The organism is Micromonospora sp. WMMD1082 (assembly GCF_029626175.1).
Taxonomy (GTDB): Bacteria; Actinomycetota; Actinomycetes; order Mycobacteriales; family Micromonosporaceae; genus Micromonospora.
The window spans coordinates 4890300-4911653 of sequence record NZ_JARUBM010000002.1 but is presented as its reverse complement, the minus strand read 5'-3'; the positions used below and the strand labels follow the sequence as shown (position 1 = coordinate 4911653).

Below are 21354 nucleotides of genomic sequence, written 5' to 3'. Positions count from 1 at the left end.
CCTCCGCTCAGAACCCGAGGCAGACACACTCCGTCATCAGTGCCCGGACGTTGCGCACGTAGCTCGCGTTGGGGATGGCCAGCGGCTGCCCCTCCCGGGCCACCGCCCCATGACCGTAGTTGTACGCCGCGATGACCGCGTTGAGCAGGCAGGAGTTCAGTTCCCCGGTGGTGCACAGGTCGGCGTCGAGCCGGTAGTCGGCGTCGAAGTACATGTCGCCGATGTACTTGGTGAGCCAGGCCAGGTAGGTGCCGCCGAGGTAGGCGTTGTCCCGGTAGTCCCACACGTCGTAGCTCTGCCCGAAGCGCTGGTTCATCCAGGTCGCGGTGTCCGGCATCACCTGCATCAGGCCGATGCCCCCGTCACAGGCGACGATGTTGGACTGCCACCCGCTCTCCTGCCACGCCGTCGCCTTGATCAGGCTCAGCGGGATGCGGATGTCCGGTGCCGACGTCGGCCAGTACGTCCGCCCGGCCGCGTCGGTCAGCGCCGCCTTGGCCTGCGCACGGCTGGCCTGGTCGCCCCGGTAGCTGGGCTGACAGCCGCTCGGCGCCGGCTTCGGCGGGGCCGGTGGCACCTTGGTCTCGGTCGGCGGCTTCGGCACCGCCCGCGGGGCGGTCGGTGCGGTGCGCTTGGGCTTCGGGCTCGGCTTCGCCGACGACGGTGCCGGCTCCGGCGTCGCGCTGGCGCTCGGGGTGGCCTTCGGCGCGGCACCCATCGATTCCACCGCCACCGGCGTCGCGATCAGGTCATCCGGCACGGGCGACCCGCTCGGCTCCACGGTCACCTCCGGCAGCTCCTCCGGGAGCGCGACCGGGGCGGGCAGCTCCCGCGCCGGAGCGTCCACTCTGGCGCATCCGCCGCCGGTCAGCAGCAGCATCCCGGCGATCACCGCGACGCCCCACCGCGTGACGCTGCGCCCCATGTTGACCCCTCCCGGCAGTGACGAACCCGCCGCACACTAACAGCTACCGGCCGTCGCCGGGGTACCGTACGGCGGCGCCCGGACCACCCGCACGACATCAGCCAGGTCATGGCCCGCAGGACTCATCGCGTCGCCGCGCCGCCGGCGGCCACCGCGCGGTCCCGGGTGGCCCAGGCGACCATGAACACCGCCGTCCAGGCGGCACCGAGCAGCACCGCGCCCACGGTGCCGCTGGCCGTGCTCAGTCCGAGGTAGAGCCGCGCACCGCCGATGGCGACCACGCCGGCCGCCGCGACGGTCCAGGCGGCCACCGCGACCGGCCACCGCGCGCCCCGCGACAGCAGCCAGGCCAGCGTGCACAGGCTGGCGGTCACCACCGCGTTCTGGGTGGAGAACAGCACCACCCGGCCCCCGGCCGCCAGGTCGGCCACCGCCGCCAGCACCACCAGCGGCACGAACGCGCCGATCGTGCCGACGACGCTGAGCAGGTCGGCTCGCCACGGCCGGTGCCGCCACGCCTGGATCAGGGCCACCACCGCCACCACCGCGATCAGCGACGAGCCGCGCAGCACCGCCACCGCCGCCTGCGTCGCCTCCACCGCGTCGGGCGTACGCCGGGCCGCGAACCAGCTCGCGATCGCCCCGTCGACCAGGGACAGCCCGCTGTGCCGGACCACTGCCCGCAGCGTCCACGCGATGGCCAACCCGACGGCGAACAGCAGCAGCACCCCGGCCGCCAGGTTCGCCAGCAACGCCCAGGCCGGCCCGAGGCGGAGGCTGAGCAGGAAGAACAGCAGCCCGTACCGGGCCGACAGCCAGCGCACCGGCGGCACACCGGCGGCCCGGGCCAGCAACGCCCGCGCCGGGTCCGGGTTGCGCCCCAGCCACCGGCCGGTCAGCACCACCGCAACCAGCGCGGCCACCAGGACCAGCACCGCTCCGGTCGCCCGACCGAGCAGCCGGGACACCGTCTCGTACGACTCGCCGGCCAGGTGCCCGACCAGCACGGAACTGCCGGCCCAGGTGATCACCCCGGCCAGGTTCCACGGCGCGAACCGCCGGTACGGCATGCCGGACGCCCCGGCGAGCCGGGGCACCAGCGTACGGACGAAGGCGACCCACCGGGCGGTCAGCACGCCACGGCCGCCCATCCGCACGAGCATCGCGTCGGCACGGGCCCACCGGTGCGGCCCCACCCGGGCGCCCCAGCGGCTGGCCCGCAGCCGCGGACCGTACCGCCGGCCGGCGCGGAACGCCACCGCGTCCCCCGCCACGGCGGCGATGATCATCACCAGCAGCGCCGGGCCGAGCCGCAGCGTGCCGGTGTACGTGAGGAAGCCCACCAGCAGCAGGGTGGCCTCCGCGGGCGCCACCAGCCCGATGATCAACGCCGTCTCGGCGGCGACGACCAGCGCCGCCACCAGATAGATCAGCGACGGCGGCAGGTTCTGTAGCGAGTTCAGCAGATCGTGCACGGCGCCCCCGGATCACCTCAGCCAGACTGCCCTGTAAGTGTGACAGCGGTCTCTGTGGGGAACCGGTACGCACCCACGGTGACCCCCGACGCCGCGCCGCAACCGAAGAGGCGGGAGGATGGATCCCATGCAGCTGCGCACCGACCTCCGCAACGTCGCCATCATCGCTCACGTCGACCACGGCAAGACCACCCTGGTCGACGCCATGCTGCGGCAGGCCGGCGCCTATGGCGCCCGGGGCGAGGTGACCGAGCGGGTGATGGACTCGATGGACCTCGAACGGGAGAAGGGCATCACCATCCTGGCCAAGAACACCGGCGTGCGCTACCTGCCGGCGGACGGCTCGGACCCGGTCACCATCAACATCATCGACACCCCCGGCCACGCCGACTTCGGCGGCGAGGTCGAGCGCGGCCTGACCATGGTCGACGGCGTGGTGCTGCTGGTCGACGCCAGCGAGGGGCCGCTGCCGCAGACCCGGTTCGTGCTCCGCAAGGCCCTCAAGGCCCGGATGCCGATCATCCTGGTGATCAACAAGGTGGACCGTCCCGACGCCCGGATCAAGGAGGTCGTCGACGACACCTACGAGCTCTTCCTCGACCTCGACGCCGACGAGGAGCAGATCGACTTCCCGATCGTCTACGCCTGCGCCCGCGACGGCATCGCCTCGCTGACCCAGCCCGCCGACGGGTCGGTCCCGGACGACAGCCAGAGCCTGGAGCCGCTGTTCCGCACCCTGCTGGACACCATCCCGCCGCCCGCGTACGACGAGAGCGCCCCGCTCCAGGCGCACGTCACCAACCTCGACGCCTCCCCCTTCCTCGGCCGGCTCGCGCTGTGCCGGGTGCGCCAGGGCACCATCGCCAAGGGCCAGTCGGTGGCCTGGTGCCGCACCGACGGCAGCACCCAGCGGGTCCGCATCTCCGAGCTGTTGATGACCGAGGGCCTGGAGCGCAAGCCCGCCGACAGCGCGGGGCCGGGCGACATCATCGCCGTCGCCGGCATCCCCGAGATCATGATCGGTGAGACCCTCGCCGACGCGGAGAACCCGATCCCGCTGCCCCTGATCACCGTGGACGAGCCGGCGATCTCGATGACCATCGGCACCAACAACTCCCCGCTGGTCGGCCGGGTCAAGGGTGCCAAGGTCACCGCCCGGATGGTCAAGGACCGGCTCGACAAGGAACTGGTCGGCAACGTCTCGCTGCGGGTGCTGCCCACCGAGCGTCCCGACGCCTGGGAGGTGCAGGGCCGCGGCGAGCTGGCCCTGGCCATCCTGGTCGAGCAGATGCGCCGCGAGTCCTTCGAGCTCACCGTCGGCAAGCCGCAGGTGGTCACCCGGGAGATCGACGGGCGGACCTGCGAGCCGGTGGAGCGCCTCACCATCGACGCGCCCGACGAGTACCTCGGCGCGATCACCCAGCTGCTGGCCACCCGCAAGGGCCGGATGGAGCAGCTGGTCAACCACGGCACCGGCTGGATCCGGATGGAGTGGCTGGTCCCGGCGCGCGGTCTGATCGGCTTCCGCACCGAGTTCCTCACCGAGACCCGGGGCACCGGCATCCTGCACCACGTCTTCGAGTCGTACGAGCCGTGGTTCGGCGAGCTGCGCACCCGCAACAACGGCTCGCTGGTCGCCGACCGCGCCGGCAGCGTCACCGCGTTCGCGATGACCAACCTCCAGGAGCGCGGCCAGCTCTTCGTCGAGCCCGGCACCGAGGTGTACGAGGGCATGATCGTCGGGGAGAACTCCCGCTCCGACGACATGGACGTCAACATCACCAAGGAGAAGAAGCTCACCAACATGCGCTCCTCCACGGCCGACGAGACCGAGAAGCTGATCCCGCCGCGGAAGCTGTCGCTGGAGCAGGCCCTGGAGTTCTGCCGCGAGGACGAGTGCGTCGAGGTCACCCCGGCCGCCGTACGCATCCGCAAGGTCGTGCTCGACCAGACCCAGCGGGCCCGCACCGCCGCCCGCCGCAAGCACGCCGGCTGACGGCGGGCCGGGGCCCCTCGTGGTCCCGGCCCGCCGGCTCGGCTACGGTCGGGCTCGTGACGCCGGACGACCTGGACGCCTTCCCCGGCACGGTCTCGGTGTACGCGGGACCGCTCGACGCCCCGCCCGCCTGGACCCGGCACGCCGAGGCCACCCACTACGCGGCGAGCACGATGAAGCTGGCCGTGCTCGCCGCGCTGCACCACGCCGCCGACACCGGTCGCCTCGACCCGGACGCCCCGGTCGAGGTCGTCAACCGGTTCACCTCTGCCCGGCCGGACGCGCCGCCGTTCTCCTGCGCCCGCGAGTACGACAACGACGCCGCCGTGTGGGAGCGGCTCGGCCGGCGGGAGACCCTGCGCTGGCTCGCCGAGCGGATGATCGTCCGCTCCAGCAATTTCGCCACCAACCTGGTCCTCGAACACGTCGGCCGGCCCGCCGTGGCACAGGTCTGGGAGCGGGCCGGCGCCCGGCACAGCGTCACCGCACGCGGTATCGAGGACTTCGCCGCCCGCGAGGCGGGGATCACCAACCTGGTCACCGCCGCCGACCTGGCCGCCCTGCTCGGCGCCGTCGCCACCGGCGCCCACCGCCCCGGCCCGATCGCCTCGCCCGCCGCCTGCGCCGCGATGCTCGACGTCCTCTGCGCCCAGCAGATCCGCCAGGACGTCGCCGAGGGGCTGCCCGCCGGCACCCGGCTCGCCCACAAGAACGGCTGGGTACGCGGCGTACGGCACGGCGCGGCGGTGGTCTTCCCCGACGACGCCGACGCGTACCTGCTCGTCGTCTGCACCACCATCGACGACGAGCAGATCGGCGGCCCGACCGACACCGACGCCCGCCAACTCGCGGCCGACATCTCCGCCCAGGTCTGGCAGGCCCGCCACGATCTCAGCACCCTCACGTCCCATCCTTAGGCCGCCTAGGCCGGCGGGTGCGTCCCCTGTTCCGTCGCGTCGGGATCCGCATGCTCGGTTGCGCGGCGGTGGTGTCTCCGGCTGTGCAATACGTGCCCTGTCGAGCTGAGCCGTCTGTGCTGTCACCCGGGGAATCTCCACTAAGGTCATGATCAACGTTTCGTGGGCGCCCGTCGTGTGTGGGCGACTGCGATCGCGGCATGCCGCAGGTGGTGCCTTCCGCCAGGGTGACGGCCCGTCGGCGAGCTGGTCGGCGCGGCCGTCGGGGGCGGCGCCGGTGGTCTCGCTCAGGTCGGCGTGGCCCTCCGGGGCGGGGCCGGGGTGGTGATAGCACAGACGGTTCAGCTCGACAGGGCCGACAACCCGACAGGTGGCCTGCCGCGCCGCCCCAGGAATTCGGCAGGCCCTAGGGTGCCGCACATGACGATCGTCGCGGTACGCACCCACCGCCTGACCGCTCCCCTGCACACCCCGTTCGTCACCGCCCTGCGCCGCGCCACCACGGTGGACACGCTGGTCGTGGAGGTGGTCGACGCGGACGGCCGCTCCGGTTTCGGCGAGGCGCCGCAGGTGTGGCAGGTGACCGGCGCCTCGGTGGCCGGTGCCGAGGCGTGCGTACGCGAACTGCTCGGCCCCACGCTGACCGGCCGGAATCCGGACGACCTGACGGCCCGGTGCGCCGAGGTGCGGCGGTCGGTCGCCGGCAACGAGGCCGCCCGGTGCGCGGTCGACGTGGCCCTGCACGACCTGGCCGCCCGGCGGCTCGGCGTACCGCTGGTCCGGCTGCTCGGTGGCACCCGCCTGCGGGTGCCCACGGACGTCACGGTGGCCGCCGGAGACCCGGCGGAGATCGCGGCGGCGGCCCGGCGGCGGCACGCCGAGGGTTTCGGGGTGCTCAAACTGAAGGTCGGCACGGACGCCGCCGGCGACCTGGACCGGGTCCGCGCGGTGCGCGGCGCGGTCGGCGGCGGGGTGCGCATCCGGCTGGACGCGAACCAGGGCTGGACCCCGCGCGAGGCGGTCCGGGTCATCCGCGGCATCGAGGACGCCGGCCTCGGCGTCGAGCTGGTCGAGCAGCCGGTCGACCGGCGGGACCTGGACGGGATGGCCTGGGTGAGCGAGCGGGTGCAGATCCCGATCCTCGCCGACGAGTCGGTCTTCGATCTGCGGGACCTGGTGGAGGTGATCCGCCGCCGGGCGGCGGACCTGGTCAACGTGAAGCTGGCCAAGTGCGGCGGCCTGTCCACCGCGCGGACCCTGCTGGAGGTCGCCGCCGCGTACGGCGTAGGCACCGTGGTCGGCTCGATGATGGAGACTCAGGTGGGCGTCGGCGCCGCCGCCAGCCTGGTCGCCGCCCACCCCGCGACGGGAACCGCCGACCTCGACGCGGCCTGGTGGCTGGCCCGCTCGCCGGTCGTCGGCGGCATCCGGTACGACGCGGCGAGCATCGTCCTGCCGGACGCGCCCGGCCTCGGCATCGCCTCGGTCTCTGAAGTAAAGATTCAGGACAAGGATTGATAGCTGGCGGAAACTTTCATATGGTCCGAACAACGGGGGTGCGACCGACCGGGGGTGGATGTGCGGCAGGGTGCGGAAGCGGTGGTCGGGGTCGCCATCGCCGCCCTGTGGAGATCCCCCGACGCGGTCCGACCGGTGGACGCCCCGGCGCTCGGCTCACCCGCCGACGTCGGGGCGTGGGTCGCCGGCATGGACGCCGACCAGCAGGTCGGTGACGGCGTACTGAGCCAGCTGCTGCTCGGCGAGCGGGTGCTGGTCACCGAGGTCCGCCCCGACGGCTGGGCGCACGTGGTGGCGGTCGAGCAACCGTCGGCCCTCGACCCGCGCGGCTACCCGGGCTGGCTGCCCACGTCCCAGCTGACCCCGGCCGGTGTCGACACCGACGCCACGCCACGGGTGGTCGTCGACGCCACCGTCACCGCCCTGCACGCCGAGGCCGACGGCCCGGTCGCCCTGCCCGGGGTCGTCCTCGGCACCCGGCTGACCCCGGCCGGCCACCCGGTCGACGGATGGCACCCGGTCCACGCTCCCGGACACACCAGGCCACTGTGGCTGCCGGCGGCGCACGTGGTGTCCGTGCCGACCGCCGCACCCACCCCGGAGCAGGTGCTGACCGTGGCGACCCGCCTGGTCGGCGTCGGCTATCTGTGGGGTGGGTTGTCCGCGTACGGGATCGACTGCTCGGGGCTGGTGCACCTGGTGTGGCGGCGGCTCGGCGTGCCGGTCCCCCGGGACGCCAGCGACCAGGCCAGCGCCGCCCACCGGGTGCCGCTGGGCTCGGAGCGCGCCGGCGACCTGTACAGCTTCGCCCGGCCGGGCAGCCGGATCCACCACATCGGCATCGTCACCGCCGCCGCGCCGGATCCCACCGAACGGCGCATGCTGCACGCCTGCTACCGGCGTCGGCGGGTGCTGGAGGAGCCGCTGACCACCGAGCGCACCGCCACCCTGGTCGGCGCCCACCGCATCTGAGCCGGCCGGCGCGAGCCGTCTCAGCGGCGGGATTCGGTCAGCTCGCGCCGCCGGTCCCGGGACGACCTGATCAGGCTCGCCACCGTGGCCACCGCCAGGGTGCCCAGGATGACCAGCAGCGACAGCCAGATCGGGATGTGCGGCGCCCAGCCGACGTGCTCGCCGTGGTTGACGAACGGCAGGCTGTTCTCCGCCAGCGCCTCCAGGATCAGTTTCACCCCGATGAACCCGAGCACCACCGCGAGCCCGTAACTCAGATAGATCAACCGGTTCAGCAGCCCACCGAGCAGGAAGTAGAGCTGTCGCAGTCCCATCAGCGCGAACACGTTGGCGGTGAAGACGAGGTACGGCTCGTGGGTGATGCCGAAGATCGCCGGAATCGAGTCGAGAGCGAAGATCAGGTCTGTCGTGCCGATGGCGATCATGACGATGAGCATCGGGGTGAACATCCGCCGGCCGTTCTCCCGCACGGTCAGCCGGGCACCGTCGTAGCTCCGGGAGATCGGCAGCGCCCGCCGGCTCCAGCGGACGAGGACGTTCTCGGTGAACTCCTCCTCGGTCGACTCACCGTGCCGGGCCAGGTTGATCGCGGTGTAGATCAGGAAGGCGCCGAAGAGGTAGAAGACCCAGGTGAACTGCGAGATCAACGCCGCGCCTGCGGCGATGAACCCGCCCCGCATGACGAGCGCGAGGACGATGCCGATGAGCAGCACCTTCTGCTGGTACTGCCGCGGCACCCCGAACCGGGCCATGATGATCACGAAGACGAAGAGGTTGTCCACGGAGAGGCTGTACTCGGTCAGCCAGCCGGTGTAGAACTGCCCCGCCACGCTCGCACCCGCGGTGAGCCCGAGCCCGCCGCCGAAGAGCAGCGCCAACCCGACGTAGAACGCGACCCAGAGACTCGACTCCCGCACGCTCGGCTCATGCGGCCGGCGGCCGATGATGAGCAGGTCCACCACGAGGACCGCGGTCAGGGCGACGAGGGTACCCGCCCACACCAGTCCGGACACGTTCACAGTCTCAATCCTCCGGCAGCCACCCAGCAACCGGCACACCGTACGCCCTTGCGCGCGCGCATGGTGACGTGCGGTGGGGCCGCCGCCGAGCCGCGCGACCGATGTGGCAGGCTGCCGGCATGGTGCTTGAGGTCGCGCTCATCGATGTGACTCCCGGCAGCGAGGATGCCTTCGCCGCCGCGTACGCCCAGGGACACGAGCTGCTCGCCGGTGCCCCCGGCTGCCGGTCGGTGCGCATGACCCGGGGCATCGAGTCCCCCTCCCGCTTCGTCCTGCTGGTCGAATGGGACTCGGTCGAGGCACACGAGCAGAACTTCCGGGCCACGGAACGCTTCGTCGGGTGGCGTGAGCTGATCGGCCCGCACTTCGCCGCCCCGCCACGGGTCGAGCACTTCGTCGACGTCCCCGCCTGACGGGCGTCGCGGCCCGGCGCCGCTCGACGGGCGTCGCGGCCCGGCGCCGCTCGACGGGCGTCGCGGCCCGACGCACCGACCGGAGAAACTGTCACACCATCGACCTATCCTGCGCCTCGCGTCGGCACCGGTCCCGACGGTAACGGGGGCGCCGGGCCCGGTGTCGGCGCGTGGGCGCTCACCCGTCGAGCCGACGGGTCAGCGCCCACACCGTCTCCTCCTCCGGCAGTGCCGCCTCCAGCAGGCAACCGGTCATCTGCTCGTACCGGTCGACATCGGTGGCGGTGGTCAGCCGCACATCCGTGGTCAGCGCCTCCAGCATCACCGTGCGCGGGTCCGCCGGGTCGGGAAAGGAGTAGCAGGAGAACGGGGTGAGCGGCAACGGGACCCGGGCCGCCGCGACCGGCAGCAGCCGGATCGTCACGTGCGGCAGGGCCGCCAGGTCGAGCAGGTGCCGCAGCTGCTCGCGCCAGACCTCCACCGGGTCGCCGGCCCGCTCGCAGGCCAACTCGGTGATCAGTGCCGTGTAGCGGGGCGGCTCGACGCGGCGCAGCACCGCGTGCCGGGCGGCCCGGGCCCGCAGGTCGGCCTCCACGTCCACCGTCGGGTCGATCAGCTGGCCGGCGACGATGCGCAGCCGGGCGTACGCCGAGGTCTGCAGCAGGCCGGGCACGATCGCCGGCTGGTACTCCACGATGCCCGCCGCGCCGGCTTCGAGTTCGGCGTACGTGCGCTGCCGCTCGCCCATCTCCCCCAGCGACTTCCACCAGCCCCGGCTGGTCGCGGCGTCCCGGGCGATGACGATCAGCGCGTCGCGCTGCAGCGCCGACACCTCGTAGACGTCGAGCAGGTCGAGCACGTCGGCCAGATCCGGACGGCTCTGCCCCAGCTCGATGCGGGACAGCTTGGAGGTGGAGGCCCACCCGAGCCGCTCACACACCTGTTCCAGCGTTAGCGCCTCCCGCCGGCGGAGCTGACGCAACTCGGCGCCCAGTCGCGCACGTCGAATGACCGGACTCGTTGGCAACGGCATCCCTGCCTCCCCACCGAGGGAGAGTACGCAGGGCGATCACTTAGCGCAATAGGATGCTCGCATTCCGCTATTCCCTGCGGTCGCACGTGGCCGCCGGCGGATGATTCCGGCCGCCCCGCCTCACGCCACGCCGGCCGCGTCCATCCCCCGTAGCTCCTTCTTCAGCTCGGCGACCTCGTCACGGATCCGGGCGGCCAGCTCGAACTGCAGTTCCCGCGCGGCCGCCAGCATCTGATCGTTGAGCTCCTGGATGAGCTGCGCCAACTCGGCGCGCGCCATCCCCTCCCGCGCCGGCGTGCCGGAACCGGCGCGGACCCGACTGCGCGTCTCCTTCACCGGCGCCTTGCCCCGGGACAACTGCCGCACCGCACCGCCGACCCGCGTCGCCTCGGTGTCCTCCGCCTCGCGGTAGATGTCGTCGAGGATGTCGTGGATCTTCTTGCGCAGCGGCTCGGGACTGACGCCGTGCGCCTCGTTGTGCGCGATCTGCTTGGCCCGCCGCCGGTTCGTCTCCTCGATCGCGTCCGCCATCGATGGCGTGATCTTGTCGGCGTACATGTGCACCTGACCGGAGACGTTACGGGCCGCCCGGCCGATGGTCTGGATCAGCGACCGGCCGCTGCGCAGGAAGCCCTCCTTGTCCGCGTCCAGGATCGCCACCAGCGACACCTCGGGCAGGTCGAGCCCCTCCCGCAGCAGGTTGATGCCGACCAGCACGTCGTAGTCGCCCCGGCGCAGCTCGCGGAGCAGCTCCACCCGGCGCAGCGTGTCGACCTCGGAGTGCAGATAGCGCACCCGGATGCCGTTCTCCAGGAGGTAGTCGGACAGATCCTCGGCCATCTTCTTGGTCAGCGTGGTGACCAGCACGCGCTCGTCGCGCTCGGTGCGCAGCTTGATCTCGTGCATCAGGTCGTCGATCTGGCCCTTGGTGGGCTTGACCACCACCTCCGGGTCGACCAGGCCGGTCGGGCGGATCACCTGCTCCACGAACTCGCCCTGGGCGTGCTCCATCTCCCACGAGCCGGGCGTCGCCGACAGGAAGACCATCTGGCCGACCCGCTCAAGGAACTCGTCGAACCGCAGCGGCCGGTTGTCGGCGGCGCTGGGCAGCCGGAACCCGTGGTCGATCAGCATCCGCTTGCGGGAGGCGTCGCCCTCGTACATGCCGCCGATCTGCGGGATGGTCACGTGCGACTCGTCGACCACGGTGAGGAAGTCGTCGGGGAAGTAGTCGAGCAGGCAGTGCGGCGGGCTGCCGGGGAGCCGGCCGTCGATGTGCATCGAGTAGTTCTCGATGCCGGAGCAGAAGCCGACCTGCCGCATCATCTCGATGTCGTACGTGGTGCGCATCCGCAGCCGCTGCGCCTCCAGCAGCTTGCCCTGCCGTTCCAGCTCGGCCAGCCGCTCGCCCAGCTCGGTCTCGATGTCGCGGACGGCCCGCTCCATCCGCTCCGGCCCGGCGGCGTAGTGCGTCGCGGGGAAGATCAGCAGGTGATCCACCTCGCGCACCACGTCCCCGGTCAACGGGTTGAGGTAGTAGAGCTTCTCCACCTCGTCGCCGAAGAGCTCGATGCGCACGGCGAGCTCTTCGTACGCCGGGATGATCTCCAGCGTGTCGCCGCGGACCCGGAAGGTGCCGCGCTGGAAGGCCATGTCGTTGCGGGTGTACTGGATGTCGACCAGCCGGCGCAGCAGCTGGTCGCGGTCCAGCTCCTGGCCGACGGCGACCCGCACCGCGCGGTCGAGGTATTCCTCCGGGGTGCCCAGGCCGTAGATCGCCGAGACGGTCGCGACGACCACCACGTCCCGGCGGGTGAGCAGCGACATGGTCGCCGAGTGCCGCAGCCGCTCGACCTCCTCGTTGATCGAGGAATCCTTCTCGATGTAGGTGTCGGTCTGCGGGATGTATGCCTCGGGCTGGTAGTAGTCGTAGTAGGAGACGAAGTATTCCACCGCGTTGTCCGGCAGCAGCTCGCTGAACTCCTTCGCCAGCTGCGCGCAGAGCGTCTTGTTCGGCGCCAGCACCAGCGTGGGGCGCTGGAGGCGCTCGACGAGCCAGGCGGTGGTGGCGCTCTTGCCCGTGCCGGTGGCACCGAGCAGCACCGTGTGCCGATCACCACGACGGACCCGCCGCTCCAGGTCGTCGATCGCCGCCGGCTGGTCGCCGGCCGGCTGGAAGTCGCTGACGACCTGGAAACGACCGTCGAGCCGGGGTATGTCGAGCGCCATGAGACCCACCGTACGCCGGGCCTCCGACACTCCGCGGCGACTACGTGCGGCATGCGATCGGCTTCGATATTCGCATTGTGTGGTTCTTCTCACCGGGCTACGCTTTTTCCGTAGGCCGCTCGCGGCGGCCGACCGGGCCGGTGGCGGGCCGCACAGGCCACGCCGCCCCCGGCACCGAGGGTCGCAGCACCCGGCATGCCTGGCGTGCGCACCCGACGTGGTCGCGCTGGAAGCGCAGACCGGCCGCCGCGAGCGCCGCTATTCGTCACCCCAGCGCGGTCCCGCCCGTTCATCCTCCGTGGAGGACACCTCACGACCGGCATCCGGCACGGACCCTTCGGCTCCGGGCGACCCGGCCCCCAGCGCCCGTGACACCGCCCGATCGGGCCGCCCGGCCAGCGCTGCCGCAAACCCGACGGGCTCGCCGGGGCCCCGGAGCGACGCGGCCGACGCTGCCCGCAGCAGGCCGCCCGGCCCGGCCGGGCGGAACACCCGCCGACACCGCGCGGTCCCCCGGCGTCACCGGGCCGGCATCGTACCGCCCGACGTGCTCGGCCTGGCCGCGGCCGAGTCGGCACCGCCGCGGCCGGGATCCCGGCCGGGCATCCGCCGGGCCGTGGTCCCCGGCGGCCTGCTCGACCTGGCCACCAGCGACCCCGCGGCAGACGAGGACCTCGCCGGGGCCGCCACGGAGGCCGACGGGGAGCGGCGCGGTGCCGCCCGCCGCCGGCGGCTCATCCTCACCGGGCTCGCCCTGACCGCCGCGGTCTCCGCGGTGATGCTGGTGGCGACGCTGGTCAACTGGGCGCCCCCCGGGCCCGCGCCACGGGAGATGACGGCGGCCGAGCGGGAACGGCTGGCCGCCATGCGGGTCACCAACTATCGCGACCTGCGGGCCGGACTGCACGTGACCGTCGGCGAGGGCGCGGCCCGCATCGACCTCCTCGGCTGGGTCGACTGGGCCCGCCGGCTGGTCTACGTGGACGTCGGTGGGCGCGGCGCGGGCCCGCTGCGAGGTCTCGCCCAGGCCACCCCCACCGTGCTGGTGGTACGGCCGGACCCGGCGGCGGTGCCGACGCCCGCCATGCCGCCGCTGGTGCCGCCGACCGACGGCTGGCGGCTGCCCGCCGACCGGGGCCTGGATCAGCTGCTTGGCCTGATCTTCGCGCTCGCCACCGACCGGTCCGAGCCGGTGGACGGATGGGCCGGCCGCTGGGTGGGCCGCGAGCAGGTCAACGGTGAGACGGTCGACATCCTGGCGGCCTCACCGCCGGGCACCGCCCCGCCGGCCAGCCGCGACCCCGCCGCCACCGCCGCAACGACCGGCGCGGACCCGGCCCGCTACTGGCTCGACCCGGCGGGCCGGCTGCACCGGATGCAGGCCAGCCTGCCCGGGGTCGGGCCGGTGACCGTGGCGCTGAACCGGGCCGACCGGCCCACCCTGCGGCCGGTCGAGGCGCTGGGCGGCCGGCCCGGACTGCCCCGCGCCCTGACCGCCGCCGAACGGGACCGCTGGCGCCGGCTGCCGGCCCGGTTGCGGGCCGCTGGCGGGGCCACCGTCACGGTGACCGGTCCCGTCTCGGCCGCCACCAACCTGCGCGGCAGCGGCTGGCTGAACTGGACGTCGGGTACCGCGTACCTCGGCGTCGCCGACCTCGACGCGGCCGGCCGGCAGACCCTGGTCCGCCAGCACGGTGGCAAGATCACTCGGATCGACGGCCACCCGGCGGGCGGCGCGACCGGTCGCCCGCCGCTGCCGCCGCCGGCCACCGGTTGGCGGGCCGGCCCGCACCGCGTCGAGGCCCTGGACCCGCTGGTGGACGCCGCGCTGCGGGCCGCGCAGCGGACCGGGCCCCAGGGCAGCGCCCGACGGGTACGCGGCGACAGCCTCGCCGGCACCACGGTCGACGTGGTGCAGGTCGCCACCGCCCGGGGGCCGGTGCGCTACTGGGTCGATCGGGCCGGGCTGCTGCGCCGACTGGAGTTGCGCACCCGGGCGGGCGCCTGGGCGCAGCTCGACCTCGACCCGGGCCGGGTACCCCGGCTCACCCCGCCGGCCACCACACGCTGACGCCCGCCCGATGCGGGCGGGCTCAGGGGCGCCAACCGGTGCGCGCGGCCCACTCCTCCGCCCGCAGGTGCTCCTCGTCGAACCACGGATCCTTCGCCGTGGCGTACGTGCCGATGTCCGGCGCCGACGCCGCCAGCTCCCGCTTGAGCATCAGGTACGCGGCCCGGCGGTCGGGGTCTGCCCGCAGGTGGTCGCGCATCAGCAGGGCGTACCGCCAGCCGGGCGAGCCGGTCACCCGCAGGTGCAGGTGAACCGGGCGGGCCGGGTCGGCGCTGCCGTGCAGCCGCTTCTCCCACCGGCCGCTGCCGGGCGGTCGCGGGCTGTCCCACCAGTCCCCCGGCAGGCGGGGGAAGCCGGCCTCGGCGAGCCGCTCGGCCAACGGCCCGTCGGCCTCGGCGAGGGACGGCACACTGAGCTGGATGTCGATCACGTCCTTGGCGGCCAACCCGGCCATCGCGGTCGAGCCGATGTGGTCGATCCGCAGGTCGACGGGGGCGAGCGCGTGCCGGATCCGGGCGGCCAGCCGGGCGTACTGTCGCGGCCAGGTCGGATCCGGCTCGGACAGCGTCACCCGATCCAGCCGGACCGCCCGCCGGTGTCGCAGGTTGGCCTCGAAGGGCACCAGCCGGTCGTGCCAGAGCGCGTCCACCGCCGCGTGCAGCTGGTCGAGGGTGCCGTCGTTGGCCAGCAGCACGTCCGCCGCCTCCGCGCGGCGGGCATCATCGGCCTGGGCGGCGATCCGCCGCTCGGCCTCCGCCCGGCTCATCCCCCGGTCGCGGGCCAGCCGCGCCAACCGGGTCGCGACCTCCGTGTGCACCACGACCACCAGGTGGTACGCGGGCGCCAGCCCCACCTCGACCAGCAGCGGTACGTCGTTGACCACCGCCGCGTCCGGCGGCGCGGCGGCGAACAGTTCGGCGGTACGGACTCGGACCCGGGCGTGCACGATCGCCTCCAGCCGGCGCCGGGCCGCCTCGTCGGCGAAGACGATCTCACCGAGGGCGGCCCGGTCGAGCGTGCCATCGGCGTCGAGCACCCGGTCGGAGAAGGCGGCGACGACCTCGGCCAGCCCGTCGGTGCCGGGGGCGACCACCTCCCGGGCGATCCGGTCGGCGTCGAGAAGCACCGCGCCCCGCTCGACCAGCCGCCGCGCCACGGCGCTCTTTCCCGACCCGATCCCGCCGGTCAACCCCACCCTCAGCACGGCCCCAGTCAACCCGATCACCGCGGCCCCGCCAAACAGGGCCCCGCCCGCTGCGTGAGGATCACGCTCGATCAGGGATCGAGCGGCCTCACGGCGAGGCGGGGGCGGAACGGCGAGGGCCCCGCCGCGACCCGGTGGTCCGGGTCGGGGCGGGGCCCGTCGTCGTCAGCCGAACAGCTCCACGTCGCGGCACGCCGTCAGGCGCGCCGAACCGGAGTCCGTCGCGGGGTCACTTGCCGCCGGCGAGCTTCTCCCGCAGCGCGGCGAGCGCCTCGTCGGTGGCCAGCGTGCCGGCCGGCTCCTCGGCCTGCCGAGTCGGCGCCGCGCTGGTCGAGGTGGTGGTGCCGGTGGCGGCGGGCTGCGGGTTGGCGGCAGCCTCGGCCTCGGCGGCCCGGGAGGTCTGCACCTGCTTCTGGTGCGCCTCCCAGCGCTGCCGCGCCTCGGCGTACTGGTTCTCCCAGGTCTCCCGCTGCTTGTCGTACCCCTCGAGCCACTCGCCCGTCTCCGGGTCGAAGCCCTCCGGGTAGATGTAGTTGCCCTCGGTGTCGTAGGTCGCGGCCATGCCGTAGAGGGTCGGGTCGAAGTGCTCCTCGCCCTCGACGAAGCCCTCGTTGGCCTGCTTGAGCGACAGCGAGATCCGGCGACGCTCCAGGTCGATGTCGATGACCTTGACCATGACCTCGGAGCCGACCTGGACGACCTGCTCGGGGATCTCCACGTGGCGCTCGGCCAGCTCGGAGATGTGGACCAGGCCCTCGATGCCGTCGTCCACCCGGACGAAGGCGCCGAACGGCACGAGCTTGGTGACCTTACCCGGCACGATCTGCTGGATCGCGTGGGTGCGGGCGAACTGACGCCACGGGTCCTCCTGGGTCGCCTTCAGCGACAGCGAGACCCGCTCGCGGTCCAGGTCGACGTCCAGGACCTCGACCTCGACCTCCTGGCCCACCTCGACGACCTCGGACGGGTGGTCGATGTGCTTCCAGGACAGCTCGGAGACGTGCACCAGGCCGTCCACGCCGCCCAGGTCGACGAAGGCGCCGAAGTTGACGATCGAGGAGACGACGCCCTTGCGGACCTGCCCCTTCTGGAGCTTGTTGAGGAACTCGGTGCGCACCTCGGACTGCGTCTGCTCCAGCCAGGCCCGGCGGGACAGCACCACGTTGTTGCGGTTCTTGTCCAGCTCGATGATCTTGGCTTCGAGCTCGCGGCCGACGTACGGCTGCAGGTCGCGCACCCGCCGCATCTCGACCAGGGAGGCGGGCAGGAAGCCGCGCAGCCCGATGTCGAGGATGAGGCCACCCTTGACCACCTCGATGACCGAACCGCGGACGACGCCGTCCTCGTCCTTGATCTTCTCGATCGTGCCCCAGGCCCGCTCGTACTGCGCCCGCTTCTTGGAGAGGATCAGCCGACCCTCCTTGTCCTCCTTCTGGAGGACGAGGGCCTCGATGTGGTCACCCACCGAGACGACCTCTGCCGGGTCCACGTCGTGCTTGATCGACAACTCACGAGAGGGGATGACACCCTCGGTCTTGTAGCCGATGTCGAGCAGGACCTCGTCCCGATCGACCTTGACGACGGTGCCTTCGACAATGTCGCCGTCGTTGAAGTACTTGATGGTCTCGTCGATCGCGGCGAGGAAAGCCTCCTCAGAGCCGAGGTCGTCGACGGTGACCTTGGTGGCGCTCGAGGGGGCCTCGATGCTGCTCGTCATGTGGGCGGTTGCTCCGGTCGGATGGTGTGTCACAGCAGGCTGGTGTCGCAGTGACCTGTGCGCGCCAACGGATCCGCCGGCGGGCCCACCCGGAAATCGCTGAACGAGATCTTGATGTGACTCCGTCGACCGCGCACCTGCTCCCTGCCGAGGCACACGATCCGCGAGCGCATCGTCTACCCTACCCGCTGCATTACCACAGCGTGCAAGCCCTCCCGTCTCCTCATCGGCGCACCAGCCGCGAAAGCGGAGATTTCGGCCAGACGACACCACGCACACCCGCCCCACCGCTGCTCCGACCGGCACCAACCCCTAGCGTGGGGCCGGTGGACGACGACAACCGGGTGACCCGGCGCCGGGTCGGCGACGCCGAGGCGCGCCGCGCCAACCGCCGCTGGTGGGACGCCGACGCCGACGCGTACCAGGCCGAGCACGGGGCCTTCCTGGGCGACGTGGACTTCGTCTGGTGCCCGGAGGGGCTGCGCGAGGCCGACGCCCGGCTGCTCGGCGACGTGACCGGGCGGCGGGTGCTGGAGGTCGGTTGCGGGGCCGCGTCCTGCTCCCGCTGGCTGGCCACCCAGGGTGCCTGGCCGGTCGCCCTGGACCTGGCCGCCGGGATGTTGCGGCACGCCGCCGAGGCCGCCGAGCGCTGCGGGGTACGCGTACCGCTGGTGCAGGCCGACGCGCTGGTGTTGCCCTTCGCGGACGAGAGCTTCGACATCGCCTGCACGGCGTTCGGCGCGGTGCCCTTCGTCGAGGACTCGGCGGCGCTGATGCGACAGGTGCACCGGGTGCTGCGCCCCGGCGCGCGCTGGGTCTTCTCGGTCACCCACCCGATCAAGTGGATATGATCTTACACGTTCAAGAATCCTTGATCACGATTGCGTTACCCCCGCGACAGGTTCCGTCGCTCTTCGCACCAGGGGGTCACACAGCGGCTGGACGACGGGCTACGAAAATGGCAGTACCAGGGAACAGTCGACCGCGAAGTGGGCTCCACTGGCCCCAGACTTCCTCGTGTCCCGGCGGCCACTCCGGTTCGACTACGTCACAAAGAAGGAAGCCGGCGGCCGCAAGTTCTCGGACGCGATCGCCGAAGGTGCGGTGCGCCTCGACGTAGGTGGGCACTCCTGCCGAGTCCTGTTCAACGTATGGACGGCGGTCGAAGTATGAGTGGACAGCCTTTAGGCCGGCCTCGCCGGGATCGTCTAGAAAAATCCAGCGCATCGGGTGAGTAACGGCAAAAATCCATGTCCCACCAGGGCGCAGCACCCGGAACACTTCGCGCATGAGCGCTTCGGAGTCTGCGACAAACGGGACAGCGCCAAACGCGGTATGCACGGTGTCGAACGTGCCTGCCCGGAACGGCATCACCAGAGCGTCAGCTTGCACGAGCGGGACGTGCACGCCCGAGCGTTCGGCGGCCAGCTTGGCGTGCCGCAACATGCCGGCGGACAGGTCCAGTGCCGTAACGTCGGCCCCTTGGCCGAGTAGCCAGCGTGACCCCGCAGCCGCGCCGCAGCCAATCTCCAGGACTCGTGTCCCCTTGACGTCGCCGAGCAGCCTGGCGTCTGCTTCGCGTAGGCCCTCGGGGCACCACACGAGGTCAACGTCTCCGAGGAAAGCGCCGTGCTCTTCCTGGTAGCTGTCAGCGTCCTCGTCCCACCAATGCCGGCTCGCCGTCCTGCCTTCTGCGTATGTAACAGTGCGGCGGGTGACACGGGCTTCGGAAGGGGCTGGAGGCTCGGTCATCCTGGCAACGTTACGCGATGGCAGTCGGCATGGCGGCCGGTGCCAAGATTAACCAGGGCGTGTCTTTCGAGCCGCCGCGTTCGGCTTCAAAGCAGGCTCCGCAGGAACTCCATCACCTCGTTGAACAGGCTCCTGTCGCCAATGTCGGTCACCACGACGGTTACGGAGGCAACCACCAGCGACACGAAGGCAACCCACAGCGCACGGCGACCGGTCTTGGCGGCATTTACTGAGGCACCCAGCGAGGCCACCGTCGAGAGGATGTCCCGGTAATCACGGTCAGCAGCGGTTAGTTCCTCGAATCGCTCTTTCTGACGCTTCCGCAGCTCGGTATTCATGTGAACCGGCTTGTCCTTTAGATCGGAGCTGGCTCGAATGCGTGGCGAGTAATCGATCGTGAACTCCGCCTCCTCCTCAAACCGGGGTCGGGATTTCCAGGACCTTTCCAAGTCGCGCTTAACGGTCGCTACGTCGATGCTGAGGGTCAGCAGTTGCTCGCGGAGGTCGTTGATGACTTTGGCCTTAAAGCGGCCATGCTGCGCACGAGCACGATCTCGAATCAGCGCATAGCTAGCCTCGACCGTTTCGAGCAAGTCAGATACGGCCAGCGTCACCAAGAAGCTCTCGATCGCGTCGCCATAGCGATGCGCTATAGCTCGGTTCGGATCGTCGCCGTAGCCAGTCAAGTGGGTGGCGCTGTCCACAACAGCCTGACGCTGGCCCCAAAGTGCCCACGTGCGGTCAGTGCTAATGCCTCGCGCCATTGACGGCGAAGTCGGGACCAAATGCATCTTGGGAATGTCAGCGGAGGTGTAGTAGTAGAGGTCCGTCTCCGTGATTCCGAGCGCTCGGAACACATCGAACTTGTCGCGGTCGCGGTCGTCGCTAACGTCAGTCGGGTCGTGCTGGTCCAAAATAAGCATATCGATCAGTGTCTGAGGACTGTTGAACTCACCAAAGACGCCATCGCAACTCTCATTCATCCACTTCCGTGCCAACTGGTGCAGCCGTTCTCGGGCCGTCTGCGTGACGTGGAATCCAGCCCACATACGATCAAGTGCATGAAGCCGCCCGTCTCGACGGGTTAACATCGGCTCGTGAGGCTGATGCCACACCTCATCGAGGTGTGTGGCACCCAACTTGGAGAGTTCGATGTGAGCAACAACAGCAGTTAGGCCGGATCCAACCTGCATGGCCTTCAACTCGATGTAGCCGAACTCAGGCGGCAACTGGGCGCGCACTCCGTCAGGCATCATGTACGTCCCATTGATGTCCTGAATCGAAGCCATTCGCCACCAGTTCCATCCCATGCGAGCACGAGACTTTAGCAGCATGTTGACGTTGGTTTCTTGGGCACCAGACATCCAACGGTTCCCATCCCAGCCATTCCTATCGATCGCCCGCTCCAGTCGGGCAAAAGCGCTCGGCGGGAACAATTCCACCACCCAGATGCCCGGCATGTTCACGTGTTCATCAGCGGGCACTTGGAAGTCGTGCAACCGGTCACTCGGGTCCCAGACTCTGTCTCGCTCAAGTTTGTTGAACTGGCTGAGATCGATGGACCAGCGGCGGAGAGCACGGAGTGCCGGTTGGGGAATGATCTTGCGCCGCCAGTTGGTCTGGAGGAACCACAGCAACTTGTAGGGAAGGTCGTACCAGCGGGTCCAGCGGTCGCCAATCGACGGCACCTTATCGTAAGCATCTGAGACCCTCCCGGAGATCAGGTCTCGTTGCGGGGATGGCACCACTCCTATTGCGGTGTCGCCCTCGGCCGCGGGTGTCTCGGGTTGGACCTCAAGCGGTTCGACCTGCTCCTCGGCGGTCACGGCTTACCCATGCCATTGAACTCGACCCACCGGGCGTGAGCGCACGGCATCCTGACTTCGAAATTGTACGCAGCCATCTGAACTCCCTCGGATCGGGACTGAGCTTGCTGGCCGATTCTCTCAGCAGCCTCCGACATCCTCTGAGGCCGTGCACCGAGTCAGAGTCGAATCAGGCCAAAGCCTTGGGATTAGAAGTTGAATTCCGATCGTGATTCGGGGTTACTGACAATCCATAGGGGTGTCTATCTGTCGAGGTAGATGCCCCTATGGATGCCATCGGATGCCTG

15 protein-coding genes and 1 pseudogene are annotated in these 21354 nt (G+C 71.1%); 7 read left to right on the top strand and 9 right to left on the bottom strand.

The window, feature by feature from the left end:
- Positions 1 to 7 precede the first annotated feature (7 nt).
- Positions 8 to 925 carry a transglycosylase SLT domain-containing protein gene (locus tag O7615_RS22685; protein WP_278179809.1) on the bottom strand — a complete coding sequence of 306 codons (918 nt, stop codon included), beginning with the start codon at positions 923 to 925 and terminating at the stop codon, positions 8 to 10.
- A 122-nt stretch (positions 926 to 1047) separates the two neighbouring features.
- Positions 1048 to 2400, bottom strand: coding sequence for a DedA family protein (locus tag O7615_RS22680; protein WP_347405096.1), 1353 nt, complete (start codon positions 2398 to 2400; stop codon positions 1048 to 1050).
- A 127-nt stretch (positions 2401 to 2527) separates the two neighbouring features.
- On the opposite strand from O7615_RS22680, the gene typA reads away from it, so the two are divergent.
- The 4 genes from typA to O7615_RS22660 all read left to right on the top strand — a co-directional run bounded on the left by typA (position 2528) and on the right by O7615_RS22660 (position 7803).
- The gene (gene typA, locus O7615_RS22675) at positions 2528 to 4396 is read left to right on the top strand and encodes a translational GTPase TypA (protein ID WP_278179808.1); all 1869 of its coding nucleotides are present in this window, start codon (positions 2528 to 2530) and stop codon (positions 4394 to 4396) included.
- Positions 4397 to 4452: 56 nt separating this feature from the next.
- Positions 4453 to 5313, top strand: coding sequence for a serine hydrolase (locus O7615_RS22670; protein WP_278179807.1), 861 nt, complete (start codon positions 4453 to 4455; stop codon positions 5311 to 5313).
- Positions 5314 to 5733: 420 nt separating this feature from the next.
- Positions 5734 to 6831, top strand: a complete 1098-nt coding sequence (locus O7615_RS22665; protein ID WP_278179806.1) for a dipeptide epimerase — start codon at positions 5734 to 5736, stop codon at positions 6829 to 6831.
- Positions 6832 to 6885: 54 nt separating this feature from the next.
- On the top strand, positions 6886 to 7803 hold the full coding sequence (locus O7615_RS22660) for an NlpC/P60 family protein (protein ID WP_278179805.1): 918 nt from the start codon (positions 6886 to 6888) through the stop codon (positions 7801 to 7803).
- 20 nt (positions 7804 to 7823) lie between these two features.
- Here the strand turns inward: O7615_RS22660 and O7615_RS22655 are convergent, their stop codons facing one another.
- Positions 7824 to 8822 carry a TerC family protein gene (locus O7615_RS22655; RefSeq protein WP_278179804.1) on the bottom strand — a complete coding sequence of 333 codons (999 nt, stop codon included), beginning with the start codon at positions 8820 to 8822 and terminating at the stop codon, positions 7824 to 7826.
- Between the two features lie 119 nt (positions 8823 to 8941).
- On the opposite strand from O7615_RS22655, the gene O7615_RS22650 reads away from it, so the two are divergent.
- The gene (locus O7615_RS22650) at positions 8942 to 9235 is read left to right on the top strand and encodes an antibiotic biosynthesis monooxygenase family protein (protein ID WP_278179803.1); all 294 of its coding nucleotides are present in this window, start codon (positions 8942 to 8944) and stop codon (positions 9233 to 9235) included.
- 178 nt (positions 9236 to 9413) lie between these two features.
- On the opposite strand, the gene O7615_RS22645 is transcribed toward O7615_RS22650, so the two are convergent.
- A complete protein-coding gene (locus O7615_RS22645) occupies positions 9414 to 10268 on the bottom strand; it encodes a helix-turn-helix transcriptional regulator (RefSeq protein WP_278179802.1) in 855 nt (284 codons plus the stop codon).
- A 120-nt stretch (positions 10269 to 10388) separates the two neighbouring features.
- Complete coding sequence (uvrB, locus tag O7615_RS22640) at positions 10389 to 12497, bottom strand: excinuclease ABC subunit UvrB (RefSeq protein WP_278179801.1); 2109 nt, start codon at positions 12495 to 12497, stop codon at positions 10389 to 10391.
- A gap of 547 nt (positions 12498 to 13044) precedes the next feature.
- Here uvrB and O7615_RS22635 point away from each other — a divergent pair.
- Positions 13045 to 14568, top strand: coding sequence for a hypothetical protein (locus O7615_RS22635; RefSeq protein ID WP_278179800.1), 1524 nt, complete (start codon positions 13045 to 13047; stop codon positions 14566 to 14568).
- Between the two features lie 22 nt (positions 14569 to 14590).
- Here O7615_RS22635 and coaE read toward each other — a convergent pair whose 3' ends face one another.
- On the bottom strand, positions 14591 to 15772 hold the full coding sequence (gene coaE, locus O7615_RS22630) for a dephospho-CoA kinase (protein ID WP_278179799.1): 1182 nt from the start codon (positions 15770 to 15772) through the stop codon (positions 14591 to 14593).
- 229 nt (positions 15773 to 16001) lie between these two features.
- Positions 16002 to 17489: a 30S ribosomal protein S1 gene (gene rpsA / locus O7615_RS22625; protein WP_278179798.1), complete on the bottom strand. Its 1488-nt coding sequence runs from the start codon at positions 17487 to 17489 to the stop codon at positions 16002 to 16004.
- Between the two features lie 326 nt (positions 17490 to 17815).
- On the opposite strand from rpsA, the pseudogene O7615_RS22620 reads away from it, so the two are divergent.
- Positions 17816 to 18337 (top strand): annotated as a pseudogene (locus tag O7615_RS22620) (class I SAM-dependent methyltransferase); the annotation flags it as partial.
- Between the two features lie 79 nt (positions 18338 to 18416).
- On the opposite strand, the gene O7615_RS22615 reads toward O7615_RS22620, so the two are convergent.
- Positions 18417 to 19241 (bottom strand): class I SAM-dependent methyltransferase, encoded by an 825-nt coding sequence (locus O7615_RS22615; protein ID WP_278179797.1) that lies wholly within the window; start codon positions 19239 to 19241, stop codon positions 18417 to 18419.
- Between the two features lie 86 nt (positions 19242 to 19327).
- The gene (locus tag O7615_RS22610) at positions 19328 to 21067 is read right to left on the bottom strand and encodes a hypothetical protein (RefSeq protein ID WP_278179796.1); all 1740 of its coding nucleotides are present in this window, start codon (positions 21065 to 21067) and stop codon (positions 19328 to 19330) included.
- Between the last annotated feature and the right edge of the window lie 287 nt (positions 21068 to 21354).

Coding starts and splice junctions, on each gene's coding strand:
- uvrB (WP_278179801.1), bottom strand. CDS start 12,497: ATGGCGCTCGACATACCCCGGCTCGACGGTCGTTTCCAGGTCGTCAGC.
- O7615_RS22650 (WP_278179803.1), top strand. CDS start 8,942: ATGGTGCTTGAGGTCGCGCTCATCGATGTGACTCCCGGCAGCGAGGAT.
- O7615_RS22615 (WP_278179797.1), bottom strand. CDS start 19,241: ATGACCGAGCCTCCAGCCCCTTCCGAAGCCCGTGTCACCCGCCGCACT.
- O7615_RS22685 (WP_278179809.1), bottom strand. CDS start 925: ATGGGGCGCAGCGTCACGCGGTGGGGCGTCGCGGTGATCGCCGGGATG.
- O7615_RS22645 (WP_278179802.1), bottom strand. CDS start 10,268: ATGCCGTTGCCAACGAGTCCGGTCATTCGACGTGCGCGACTGGGCGCC.
- O7615_RS22665 (WP_278179806.1), top strand. CDS start 5,734: ATGACGATCGTCGCGGTACGCACCCACCGCCTGACCGCTCCCCTGCAC.
- typA (WP_278179808.1), top strand. CDS start 2,528: ATGCAGCTGCGCACCGACCTCCGCAACGTCGCCATCATCGCTCACGTC.
- rpsA (WP_278179798.1), bottom strand. CDS start 17,489: ATGACGAGCAGCATCGAGGCCCCCTCGAGCGCCACCAAGGTCACCGTC.